The sequence below is a fragment of the Pseudomonas frederiksbergensis genome (assembly GCF_003732705.1).
Taxonomy (GTDB): Bacteria; Pseudomonadota; Gammaproteobacteria; order Pseudomonadales; family Pseudomonadaceae; genus Aquipseudomonas; species Aquipseudomonas frederiksbergensis_F.
In genome coordinates this window covers 20,130-31,450 of the sequence record NZ_MOBR01000020.1, presented here as the reverse complement: position 1 = coordinate 31,450, position 11,321 = coordinate 20,130, and the positions used below count along the sequence as shown (strand labels likewise).

Genomic DNA, 11,321 nt, shown 5'->3' with positions numbered 1-11,321 from the left:
TTCTTAGCATCCGGATCAGTAGGCAGGAAGCACAAAGGCACGTCGTCCCTATAAAACGAATGCAGACCGGAAAAATTAGCGATTGAGAACAAGTATCAGAAAGGAGGTATTGCGGGGGCTTGAGACGGTCACCAGTCAATGTGGGAGCGAGCCTGCTCGCGAATGCGGTGTGTCATTAGCGTTGATGTTGAATGACACACCGCTTTCGCGAGCAGGCTCGCTCCCACAATGGGAATCGAGGCGAATGGTCAGGCGCTGACAGCCATCGCATGCCGCCGATGATGCACGTCCAGTTGATCCTTGATCACCCTCAGCACCTTGGCTTCGTGCTCATGGATGAAGAAGTGCCCGCCCGCCAGCATGTCCACCGAGAAACTGCCGTGGGTTTCCTTGCTCCAGCCGATCAATTGCTCGGTGGTGGCCTTATCGGTCGTGCCGCCGAGCACGTGCACCGGGCATTTGAGCAAAGGGCGCTGCACCGGCTGGAACCGCCCGCACAACAGAAAATCGGCGCGCAAAATCGGCAGGGTCAGGCTCATCAGTTCTTCATTGGCCAGCACTTCTTCGCTGGTGCCATTGAGGGTGCGCAACTGGTCGATCAGCTCGGCATCGGTCTTGGGCTCGGCGAAACCGCGGTCGTAGTCGGCGCGCATGGTCGGCGCCGCTGTTCCTGAGGCGAACAGTGCAACCGGTTCAGGGCAGCCGAGCGCGCGAAAAGCGTGGGCCAACTCACAGGCCATCAAGGCGCCCAGGCTGTGGCCGAACAAGGCATACGGCGCCTTGAGCGTCGGACGCAGTTCCTTGGCCAATTGCATGGCCAGTGCGCGCATATCGGTGTGCAGAGGCTCGTCAAAACGGGCGCCACGGCCCGGCAATTCCACCGGTTGCAGGTGCAGCCACTGCGGCAACTTGCGCCGCCAGCGGCTGTAGACCATGGCGCTGGCGCCGGAATACGGCAGGCACAGCAGAGTCAACTTGGTCACCGCAGGTTCCTCAAAAAGATGTCTGTACTAAGGAACGGCCCGGCGCCCGCGCAAATTAGTCACGGCGGGTTAAATTTCACGCGCATGTGCTCGTTCCCTCTTCAGACCAAAACCAACAAGACCAACAAGAGTGAACGTCGTGGACCTGCAGACCATCCTGGGCAAACTGTTCGCCAATGCCGGCGCCGTCGGCATCGAAGGGGTTTTTCAATTCGTCTTCGGCCCGCACCAGGCGTACTGGTCCGAGGTCAAGGCCAGCAGCCGCACCGAAGCCGGGCGACACGCCAGCCCCGACGTGACCATTGAAGTCGCGGAACAAGATTTTCTCGGGATCATGGGTGGCGTGGCCAACGTCGAGGAACTGTTCGCCAGCGGCCGCTTGAAGATCGGCGGCAACATGGGCCTGGCGACGATGTTGCCGCAGATCATCGACCACGCCCGGCATGGCGCTGCGGTGGTGGAAAAGGTCGACATGAACAAGCGCTACCCGACCCCGCCGCGTTTCAGCGAACGCCTCACCGCCGGCCTGCCGACCCAGCGCACAGTAGAACGGCGGCCACGCAGCGACCTGTCCAAGCACGAGTTCGATACCTGCTATCTGCCCCACGGCATCCCGCTGATCATCAGCGACGCGTTGCAGGATTGGCCGTTGTTCAAGCTCAGTCGTGAAGAGTCGCTGGTGCATTTCGCCGAACTGCAGGGCATCACCCGCCATGGCGATTACGTGAAGAAAACCTTCTCCACCGAGCGGGATTTCCGCTCCACCTCCATGGCCGATTTCATCGCCTCGCTGGACAGCCCGGCGGTCAAAGGCGCGAACGGCGAACCGCCGGCGTACATGGGCAATAACATCCTGCCGGCGCAGTTGATGCAGCAGATCAAGTACCCGCCGTACTTCGATCAGTCGCTGTTTATACCGCCACGGATCTGGATCGGCCCCAAAGGCACCCTGACGCCGCTGCACCGCGACGACACCGATAACCTGTTCGCTCAGGTCTGGGGCCAGAAAACCTTCACCCTCGCCGCGCCGCATCACCGTGAAGCGCTCGGCACCTGGTCCACCGCGCCCAAGGGTGGGCTGGACGGCTGCGACTTCAACCCGGATGCGCCGGATTATCAGCGCTTCCCGCTGGCACGGGACGTAACGTTTTTGCGCGTGACCCTGGAGTCTGGGGATCTGCTGTTTTTGCCGGAGGGATGGTTCCATCAGGTGGAATCGGTGTCGACCTCGTTGTCGGTGAATTTCTGGGTCAACTCAGGCCGGGGCTGGTGACCCAGAGATCCCCCTGTGGGAGCGAGCCTGCTCGCGAATGCGGTGTATCAGCCAATAAAAATGCTGACTGACACACCGCATTCGCGAGCAGGCTCGCTCCCACATTTGGATCTTCATCTTTATTTCAAATGGCGGAAGCTTTGGATGGCCGACCCCAACACCACAGCCCCCGCCGCAATCGCCACCCAAAACCCGCTGCGCGCGCCGAACGCGTCCACCAGCCACCCGGAACTCGCCGCGCCAATCGCCACGCCGATGCTCAACCCGGTGATCAGCCAGGTCAGGCCTTCGGTCAACTTGCCCGGGGTCACGATGCGCTCCACCAACGCCATCGCCACAATCAGCGTGGGTGCGAAGAACAACCCCGCGACAAACATCGCCAGCGCCAAGCTGAAAATATTCGTCGCCAACAGCAACGGCAATGTAGTCACGGCGGTCATCACACCGCCATACAGGAACAGTCGTGGCAGCGGAGCTTTCGAGCGCAACGCGCCAAACGCCAATCCGGCCAGGCACGAGCCGATGGCGTACACCGACAACACAATACTCGCCGCCGCCGGTTGGCCCTGCTGCTGGGCGAACGCAACGCTGACCACGTCCACTACGCCGACAATCACGCCCATGGCGGTCATCAACAGCATCAGCAACTGGATTTCCCCGGAACGGATGATCGAGCCTTGATGGTGAATTTCATGGGGATGCACAGGGGGTTCGGTGGCGCGCTGTAACACGAATGCCGGAACCCCGATGGCCAGCGCCAGCAGCGCCACCAACGGCCCCGCCTCGGGAAACGCCACCACGCACAACCCTACCGACAATGGCGGCCCGACAATAAAGCAGACCTCATCCAGCACTGATTCCAGGGCATAGGCAGTTTGCAGTTGCGGCTGGCCGCGATAGAGCTCGGTCCAGCGCGCCCGGACCATCGCCGACATGCTCGGCATGCACCCGGCCAGGGCGGCGAACACGAACAGCGTCCAGTGCGGCGCCTGCAACCGGGTGCAGAGCAACAGCAGCAACAGCGCTCCACCGCCCAGCAGCGCCGACACCGGCAGGATCCGGCCCTGGCCGTAACGATCCACCAGCCGCGACACTTGCGGCGCGCAGAATGCCGTGGCCAGGGCGAAGGTCGCCGCCACCGCGCCGGCCAATCCGTAGCCGCCCTTTATCTGCGAGAGCATGGTGATCAGGCCGATGCCGGTCATGGAAATCGGCATGCGCGCAATCATCCCGGCCAGCACGAAGGCCCGCGCGCCAGGAGCTTTGAACAATTCGCGGTAGGGGTTTGCCATGGGTTGCAGGTCTCGATTCGGGTGTGCAAGTTGCCATAAAGGCTGGTTGAGGGGAAAGCGGGGAATTGTTGGTTGAGTGTGAAGGCCTCTTCGCGAGCAGGCTCGCTCCCACAGGGGACTTGCATCAGGCACAAACAGGTGAACACCTCCGATCAATTGTGGGAGCGAGCCTGCTCGCGAAGAGGCCCGCCCAGGCCCCCACAAATGAACTCTCTGCCCCGTAAGCAAGTCAGCTAATTAGGCCCTCCCTTCAAGGCGCTAACGTTCATGCAGATTTCCCTCGATCAACAAGTGGCGCTGGTCACCGGCGCCAGTTCCGGCATCGGTGCCGGTGCCGCCAAAGCCCTGGCCGCTGCCGGTGCAGCGGTGGTCATCAACTACAACTCCCAGCCCGAACCCGCCGAAGCCTTGGCCCGGCAGATCAACGACGACGGTGGTCGCGCGATCGCCATCGGTGCCGATGTCTCGAAAGAAGCCGATGTCGAACGCCTGTTCGCCCAGACCCTCGAAGCCTTCGGTTTCCTCGATATCCTGGTGGCCAATTCCGGGATGCAAAAAGACGCGAACGCCGTGGACATGAGCCTCGCCGACTGGAACCAGGTGATCGGCGTCAACCTCACCGGCCAGTTCCTCTGCGCCCGCGCCGCCCTGCGGATTTTCAATCAACAAGGCGTTCGCGAAGGCGTGTCCAAGGCTGCCGGCAAGATCATCCACATGAGCTCGGTGCACCAGCGCATTCCGTGGGCCGGTCATGTCAATTACGCCGCGTCCAAGGGCGGCGTCGATATGCTGATGCAGACTCTGGCCCAGGAAGTCAGTCAGCAGAAAATCCGCATCAACGGCATCGCGCCGGGGGCAATTCGCACGGCGATCAACCGCGCCGAAACCGAGGGCGATGCCGCGCAAGAACTGCTCAAACTCATCCCTTACGGCCGTATCGGTGATGTCGACGACATTGCCAGCGCCGTGGTGTTTCTCGCTTCCGATGCGTCGGACTACATCGTTGGCACTACCCTGTTTATCGACGGCGGCATGAGCCTCTATCCGGAGTTCCGTGGCAATGGCTGATCAACATCCCGAACGACAAAGCGCCATCGACGCCCACGGCATCATTGGCGACATGCGCAGCGCGGCGCTGGTTAACGACAAGGGCAGCGTGGATTTCTTCTGCTGGCCGGAGTTCGACAGCCCGTCGATCTTCTGCTCGCTGCTCGACACGCCCGAGGCCGGGATTTTCCAACTTTCCCCGGACTTGCCCGACGCCCGCCGCGAGCAAATCTACCTGCCTGACACCAACGTGCTGCAAACCCGTTGGCTGAGCGAGCGTGCCGTGGTCGAAGTCACCGACCTGCTGCCCATCGGCGACAGCGAAGATGACCTGCCGATGCTGATGCGCCGGGTGCGGGTGGTCAGCGGCACCGCGACGATGCGCATGCGTTGCGCGGTGCGGCATGACTACGCCCGCGCCAAGACCCGCGCGCGCATGAATGAAAAGGACGTGGCCTTCGAGGCGGCGGATCAACCGTCCCTGCGCCTGTCTTCGGATCAGGTGCTGAGCCTCGATGGCAATGCCGCCATCGCCGAATTCACCCTCAAACAAGGTGACAGCGCGGCGTTTCTGCTGGGTGCCATCGACGACCCACGCTTCAAGGAAGGCGCCGCCGAATTGTGCATGGAACGCACCCTGAAGTTCTGGCGCGACTGGATTGGCCAGTCCAACTATCGCGGGCGCTGGCGGGAAATGGTCAACCGCTCGGCGCTGGCCTTGAAGCTGCTGACTTCGCGTAAACACGGCGCCATTCTCGCCGCCGCGACCTTCGGCCTGCCGGAAACCCCGGGCGGCGAGCGCAACTGGGATTATCGCTACACCTGGATCCGCGACGCCTCGTTCACCGTGTATGCCTTCATGCGCCTGGGCTTCGTCGAAGAAGCCAACGCCTACATGAAGTGGATGCGCCATCGGGTCAGTGATTGCCATGGCCAGTCGATGAAAATCAACATCCTCTATGCCATCGACGGCCGCCAGGAACTGCCGGAAACCGAACTCACCCACCTGAGCGGCCACGGCGGCGCGCAACCGGTACGCATTGGCAACCAGGCTTACGATCAGATCCAGCTCGATATCTTTGGCGAGCTGATGGATGCGGTGTACCTGGTCAACAAGTACGGCGAAGCGATTTCCCATGAAGGCTGGAAGCACGTCGTGGAAGTGGTGGATCAGGTCTGCGAAACCTGGCAGAGCGAAGACGTCGGCATCTGGGAAATGCGCGGCGAGCAGCATCACTTCCTGCACTCGCGACTGATGTGCTGGGTCGCCGTGGATCGCGCCATTCGCCTGGCCTCGAAACGCTCGTTGCCCGCTCCGTTCGCCCGTTGGGACCAGACCCGTCAGGCGATCTACGCCGACATCTGGGAAAACTTCTGGAACGAAGAGCGCGGGCATTTCGTGCAACACATCGGCGGCACTGCCCTCGACGGCTCGATGCTGCTGATGCCGCTGGTGCGTTTCGTCAGCGCCAAGGACCCGCGCTGGCTCTCGACCCTGGAAGCCATCCAGAAAACCCTGGTGCGTGACGGCATGGTCTACCGCTACCGCAACGACGACAGCCAGATCGACGGTTTGTCCGGCACCGAAGGCGCCTTCGCCGCGTGCTCGTTCTGGTACGTCGAATGTTTGGCCAGGGCCGGTCAGGTTGAGAAGGCGCATTTGGAGTTTGAACAGTTGTTGCGGTATGCCAATCCGTTAGGGTTATACGCCGAAGAGTTCGACAGTCATGCGCGGCATTTGGGCAATACACCGCAAGCGCTGACGCATCTGGCGTTAATTAGTGCCGCCAGTTTCCTTGATCGAAAGTTGAGTGGGGAAAAGAATTACTGGCAGCCTTGAGCAAAGTCGCCGGCATGACCTTGCGCATTGTCGGCGACTCACAAGTTAAACTTACAAACAATACTGCCTAGCGCTAATCGCCCTATCTCCGTTGTATTTTATTGCCACACTTTCCAACTTTAATTTAAACCACCTGCTCGACTATAAAGTGGCCATACCCGGCACAACCCACCCGCCGGCCGCGCAACTAACTACTAGAATATTTATCATGAGCAATTCAGCCACACGCAACAACTACGCTAATTGGATGAGCACCACCCCGCACATTGACAGTCTGACGATCGGCCAATTTGTCTGGCCCGGCTGCCACAACGCGGGTATGGATTGGGACATCGGCCATCCGTTCCCGGAATCCACATCGGCCCATTGGTCACTTTGTCAAAATCACGACTTACTGTGGCAGATGAGAAACGGCGCCCGGTCGTTTGATCTGCGCATGATGACCCGTAACAATGAATTCATGACTTTTCACTCGCTGATCCGCGGTCGACGGCTCAAGGAAATCATCGCCTCAGTCAATACCTTCCTCGATGAAAATCCAGATGAGTTCATTATTCTGGACTTCAACAAACTGCTTGACGAAAAAAATAACCGTTTTGATCACCAGGCGTTCAAAGCCCAGATACTTGGTGGATTGGAAGAGCGTCTGATCCCACATCGCGACAGACACCTGGACTTCGCACAATTGAAAAAAATCAGCCCGAAACGACGGGTCATTCTTTCGATTGAATACTATGAGAAGTTTTACTCCGAACTGTTCTGGCCCGCCTTTGACAACCGCTGGCAGGGAGATACATTCATTACAGCTGCAGAGCTTGCAGAATACATCACGGAGGTGATGCAGAACCCACCTACTTCAATCTATCCGTGGCGGCTATCGATGACGCAATATACCTTTGCGCTTGGCCCCACTAAATTAACCAAGGAAATTAACGCCTGGTTTGATATGGACAGCTATTTCCTTTATCGCTCGAGCATTATCAGCGTCGACTTTTTTGAAGAAAGTAATCTCGTAGAATATTGCATCGGCGCCAACAGTCGCCTGGTCCGGGAGCCCGAGTTGAAACGACCTTACCGATGATGCGTTTAAATCGATATTGAGAGTCATACATAACCCACAGAGCTTGTCGGAAATGTCTCTTCTTCTGGTCAATTAAACCAACAAGATGCGGTTCATCTGACCGCCGGGCACCCCCTGTGGCGAGGGGGCTTGCCCCCGTTGAGGTGCGTAGCGCCCCCCAAACCTGCCAACTCATTTCTCCAAAAGCAGCGCATTTGCTGGTCTGCGACTGCTTTGCAGCCGAACGGGGGCAAGCCCCCTCGCCACAAAGTCGCGTAGGAAATGATCCTACAGCGACAAAACATACCAAGCGTTTCACCCTCTACGCATGTTTCCTACACCCGCAAATACCCTGTTGCCAGCTGTTTCATCCGCCCCTACCATCCACCGTCAACGGGCACAGCGGAGCTGTCCAATAAAACCCGAATTCAAGGAACAAGAATGACCCAGCGTATCCACCGCACCATCGACAACCCACTGCGCACCGGCCTCAACCGGGATGCACTGTGGGAAGACCACGACAAGGGCCTGATCAAATGCTGGGAAATCGGCCGCCAACGCGCCACGCGATTTCCCGACGTCGCCCAACAGTGCCTCGCCGGCGAACTGCCGGTGCTGGGCTGGAAAGGTGGCGTGAGCCGCAGCCTGAAAAAACTCGAAAAATACGGTTCGCTTAAGTACCTGGCGCAATGGCAGGGGTTGCGCGGGGAAGATCTGGATATTGATTTGGCGACGGAGCGGGCGTTGACCTGTTCCCGGACGAAAATGGTGGTGACGTTTACGCCGGATCGGACGAAGTACTTTAATCAGGTGGCGGAAGTGGAAGCCTGAGATGACACAATTCATCAGCTAATGTGCTCGGATGCCCATGCTCAGGAGTTCGGTCGTGACCCAGTCGCCAGTCATTCAGCACATTGAAACGCCTCAACTGAATATCGCCTACGAACACCACGGCCCCACCACCGGCGACCCGATCATCCTGCTCCACGGCTTCCCCTACTCGCCCAGGGGCTACGACGAAATCGCCCCGGCCCTCGCCGCGCTGGGCTATCGCGTCATCGTCCCGTACCTGCGCGGCTACGGCCCGACCCGTTTCAACAGCCCCGACACCCTGCGCTCCGGTCAACAAGCCGCGCTCGCCCAGGACTTGCTGGAGCTGATGGACGCCCTCGCCCTCCCCCAAGCCGCGCTCTGTGGCTATGACTGGGGCGGTCGGGCGGCGTGTATCGTGGCGGCGTTGTGGCCGGAGCGGGTTCGCTGCCTGGTCACCGGCGATGGCTACAACTTGCAGAATATTCCCGGCTCGATCCGGCCACGGGACCCGGTAACCGAACACCGCCTCTGGTATCAGTTCTACTTTCACACCCAGCGTGGTGTTGACGGCTTGACCGAAAATCGCCGGGCCTTTTGCGAATTGCTCTGGCGCCTGTGGTCGCCGACCTGGGCCAGGAACGACGAGCGTTATCCCTTGAGTGCGCCGGCGTTCGATAACCCGGATTTCGTCGAGGTGGTGATCCACTCTTACCGGCATCGCTTCATGTACGTTGCGGGCGACCCGGCGCTGGAATGGATGGAGGAAGCGCTGGCCAAGCAGCCACCGATCAACGTGCCAACGATTTCCCTGTGCGGGGCTGATGACGGTGTAGGACCGGCACCGGAGGCAGACGATGACATCGAGCATTTCACCGGCCCCTACGAGCGCCGCGTGTTGGCAGGCGTTGGGCACAACATTCCCGAAGAAGCGCCCGAAGCGACGATCAAGGCGTTACTGGATCTACTGAAAGGCTGACGCTGAAGCGCTCGCGATACGCCTGGGGCGTCACGCCCATGGCTCGCAAGAAACTGCGGCGCAGGGTTTCTTCACTGCCGAACCCGCATTGCACCGCGACCCGCTTGATCGGTACGCCGGTATCGCTGAGCAATCGGCGCGCGGTCTCGACCCGAATCAGTTCGATGGCCCGGGCCGGGGTCTGCCCAGTGTCGGTGCGGTAGTGACGGATGAAGCTGCGTTCGCTCATACCGGCTTGCAGGGCCAGAGTCGGCACACCGAGATCCTTGGTGAGATTTTCGCTTATCCAGGCATGAAGTTCGTCGAAACGGCTGCCTTCCTGTTGCAAGGACAGGGTCACACTGAACTGCGACTGCCCGCCCGGACGCTTCAGAAACACCACCAAATGCCGCGCAACATCGAGGGCCATGGCACGGCCAAGGTCTTCTTCGACCATGGCCAGCGCCAGGTCGATGCCGGCGGTGACCCCAGCCGAGGTCCACACCGGGCCGTCGTTGATAAAGATCGGGTTGGGCTCGACTTGCAGGCGCGGGTGCTTTTGCGCCAACTCCTCGCAACGGGTCCAGTGGGTCACCACCCGCCGACCGTCAAGCCAGCCACTGGCGGCCAGTAAAAAAGCGCCGGTGCACACCGAGGAAACCCGACGACAACCCGCCGCGTGTTCGCGTACCCACGCCACCAGTCGGGCGTCTTCCGACGCCGAGTAAACGCCCCAACCGCCGGCGATGATCAACGTGTCGCTGTCACCCGAGGGCAACGGTTCAGCCAACAGCGCCAACCCCGCCGAAGACATCACCGCCCCGCCACCGCTGGCAATCACCGACGGCGCATAGGGCGCCGGCAAACCCAGTTGCCGGGCAATGTCGTTGGCCGAGGCGAATACCTGCAACGGCCCGGTGACGTCGAGCAGTTGCACGTTGGTAAACGCGAGCACATGAATGGCTTTGGGCATGATTGGCGTAATTCGTGGGGTGATTGGCGGATACGCCAGATGCTACGAGCCTACAGTGAAGCCGTCCACCCCAATCAGGAGATAAGCGCCATGACGTTGCAGATCGGTTTTCTGTTGTTTCCACAGGTTCAACAACTGGACCTGACCGGCCCTTATGACGTGCTGGCCTCGCTGCCGGACGTGAAGGTGCATTTGATCTGGAAGGACCTGGTGCCAGTCACCGCCAGCACTGGGCTGGTGCTGAAACCGACCACCACGTTCGACGATTGCCCGGCGCTGGACGTGATCTGCATTCCCGGCGGCAGCGGTGTCGGGCCGTTAATGGAAGACGAAGGCACCCTGGCTTTCATCAAGGCCCAGGCAGCCAATGCCCGTTACGTGACATCGGTGTGCACCGGTTCGCTGGTGCTGGGTGCGGCGGGCCTGCTGCAAGGCAAGCGCGCCACCACGCACTGGGCTTATCACGATTTTCTCGCGCCCCTGGGCGCGATCCCGGTGAAGGATCGGGTGGTGCGCGACGGTAATCTGTTTACCGGTGGCGGGATCACGGCGGGCATCGACTTTGCCCTGACCCTGGCCGCGGAGCTGTTAGATAAGGACATTGCGCAAGTGATTCAGCTGCAACTGGAATACGCCCCGTCGCCACCGTTCCAGTCCGGTAGCCCGGACACCGCGCCAAACGCCATCGTCGAAGAGGCGCAACGACGTGCGGCGCCGTCTTACCAGCAGCGCAAGTTGATCGTCGAGCGGGCGGCGGCCAGGCTCAATCTGCGGTAAATGAAAGCAGCGAGCCCATGAAGGGCTCGCCGTTTGGTCATCACGTCGGCTGCCGGTAAAGCACCATGCCGGCGTGATACAGCACGTCATCGCGAAAATCGCCGTCGGCGGTGAAGCCGGTGTCGTCGACATACTCGATGTGGTCACCCTCCAGCCAGTAACGCCCCAGATAGGCGCTCTCCCGTTTACCCCGTGCCTCGTCGTAACGCCCGCCGGGCAACAGTTGGTGGCGGATCACGCCGTCGGCAGTGACCCACAGGCCGACGTATTTGTCTTGATTGCCGAATGCCTTGCTCATGTTGCGCGCT

The 11,321-nt window shown here is 60.4% G+C and carries 11 protein-coding genes; 7 read left to right on the top strand and 4 right to left on the bottom strand.

Annotated features, from left to right (window positions below):
• Positions 1–248: 248 nt before the first annotated feature.
• Positions 249–983, bottom strand: coding sequence for a thioesterase II family protein (locus BK667_RS21600; protein ID WP_123598828.1), 735 nt, complete (start codon positions 981–983; stop codon positions 249–251).
• A 139-nt stretch (positions 984–1,122) separates the two neighbouring features.
• On the opposite strand from BK667_RS21600, the gene BK667_RS21595 reads away from it, so the two are divergent.
• Positions 1,123–2,256 (top strand): cupin-like domain-containing protein, encoded by a 1,134-nt coding sequence (locus BK667_RS21595; protein ID WP_123598827.1) that lies wholly within the window; start codon positions 1,123–1,125, stop codon positions 2,254–2,256.
• Between the two features lie 119 nt (positions 2,257–2,375).
• On the opposite strand, the gene BK667_RS21590 is transcribed toward BK667_RS21595, so the two are convergent.
• Positions 2,376–3,548 carry an MFS transporter gene (locus BK667_RS21590; protein ID WP_123598826.1) on the bottom strand — a complete coding sequence of 391 codons (1,173 nt, stop codon included), beginning with the start codon at positions 3,546–3,548 and terminating at the stop codon, positions 2,376–2,378.
• 267 nt (positions 3,549–3,815) lie between these two features.
• Between BK667_RS21590 and BK667_RS21585 the strand changes: the two genes are divergently transcribed.
• The 5 genes from BK667_RS21585 to BK667_RS21565 all read left to right on the top strand — a co-directional run bounded on the left by BK667_RS21585 (position 3,816) and on the right by BK667_RS21565 (position 9,284).
• Positions 3,816–4,616 (top strand): glucose 1-dehydrogenase, encoded by an 801-nt coding sequence (locus BK667_RS21585; protein WP_123598825.1) that lies wholly within the window; start codon positions 3,816–3,818, stop codon positions 4,614–4,616.
• Positions 4,609–6,435, top strand: a complete 1,827-nt coding sequence (locus tag BK667_RS21580; RefSeq protein WP_123598824.1) for a glycoside hydrolase family 15 protein — start codon at positions 4,609–4,611, stop codon at positions 6,433–6,435. The genes BK667_RS21585 and BK667_RS21580 overlap by 8 nt, the downstream gene beginning before the upstream one ends.
• 208 nt (positions 6,436–6,643) lie before the next feature.
• Positions 6,644–7,516, top strand: a complete 873-nt coding sequence (locus BK667_RS21575) for a PI-PLC domain-containing protein (RefSeq protein WP_123598823.1) — start codon at positions 6,644–6,646, stop codon at positions 7,514–7,516.
• Positions 7,517–7,936: 420 nt separating this feature from the next.
• A complete protein-coding gene (locus tag BK667_RS21570) occupies positions 7,937–8,326 on the top strand; it encodes a hypothetical protein (RefSeq protein ID WP_123516142.1) in 390 nt (129 codons plus the stop codon).
• Positions 8,327–8,381: 55 nt separating this feature from the next.
• A complete protein-coding gene (locus BK667_RS21565) occupies positions 8,382–9,284 on the top strand; it encodes an alpha/beta fold hydrolase (protein ID WP_259698145.1) in 903 nt (300 codons plus the stop codon).
• Here the strand turns inward: BK667_RS21565 and BK667_RS21560 are convergent.
• Positions 9,253–10,236, bottom strand: coding sequence for a GlxA family transcriptional regulator (locus BK667_RS21560; RefSeq protein WP_123598822.1), 984 nt, complete (start codon positions 10,234–10,236; stop codon positions 9,253–9,255). The genes BK667_RS21565 and BK667_RS21560 overlap by 32 nt on opposite strands.
• Positions 10,237–10,326: 90 nt before the next feature.
• On the opposite strand from BK667_RS21560, the gene inhA reads away from it, so the two are divergent.
• Positions 10,327–11,013: an isonitrile hydratase gene (gene inhA, locus BK667_RS21555; protein WP_123598821.1), complete on the top strand. Its 687-nt coding sequence runs from the start codon at positions 10,327–10,329 to the stop codon at positions 11,011–11,013.
• Between the two features lie 40 nt (positions 11,014–11,053).
• Here the strand turns inward: inhA and BK667_RS21550 are convergent, their stop codons facing one another.
• Positions 11,054–11,311, bottom strand: coding sequence for an Atu4866 domain-containing protein (locus tag BK667_RS21550; protein ID WP_123516136.1), 258 nt, complete (start codon positions 11,309–11,311; stop codon positions 11,054–11,056).
• Between the last annotated feature and the right edge of the window lie 10 nt (positions 11,312–11,321).

What these genes read in the sequence shown, in the direction of transcription:
- BK667_RS21590 (WP_123598826.1), bottom strand. Translation starts at nt 3,548, where the DNA reads ATGGCAAACCCCTACCGCGAATTGTTCAAAGCTCCTGGCGCGCGGGCC.
- BK667_RS21585 (WP_123598825.1), top strand. Translation starts at nt 3,816, where the DNA reads ATGCAGATTTCCCTCGATCAACAAGTGGCGCTGGTCACCGGCGCCAGT.
- BK667_RS21580 (WP_123598824.1), top strand. Translation starts at nt 4,609, where the DNA reads ATGGCTGATCAACATCCCGAACGACAAAGCGCCATCGACGCCCACGGC.
- BK667_RS21575 (WP_123598823.1), top strand. Translation starts at nt 6,644, where the DNA reads ATGAGCAATTCAGCCACACGCAACAACTACGCTAATTGGATGAGCACC.
- BK667_RS21570 (WP_123516142.1), top strand. Translation starts at nt 7,937, where the DNA reads ATGACCCAGCGTATCCACCGCACCATCGACAACCCACTGCGCACCGGC.
- BK667_RS21560 (WP_123598822.1), bottom strand. Translation starts at nt 10,236, where the DNA reads ATGCCCAAAGCCATTCATGTGCTCGCGTTTACCAACGTGCAACTGCTC.
- inhA (WP_123598821.1), top strand. Translation starts at nt 10,327, where the DNA reads ATGACGTTGCAGATCGGTTTTCTGTTGTTTCCACAGGTTCAACAACTG.
- BK667_RS21550 (WP_123516136.1), bottom strand. Translation starts at nt 11,311, where the DNA reads ATGAGCAAGGCATTCGGCAATCAAGACAAATACGTCGGCCTGTGGGTC.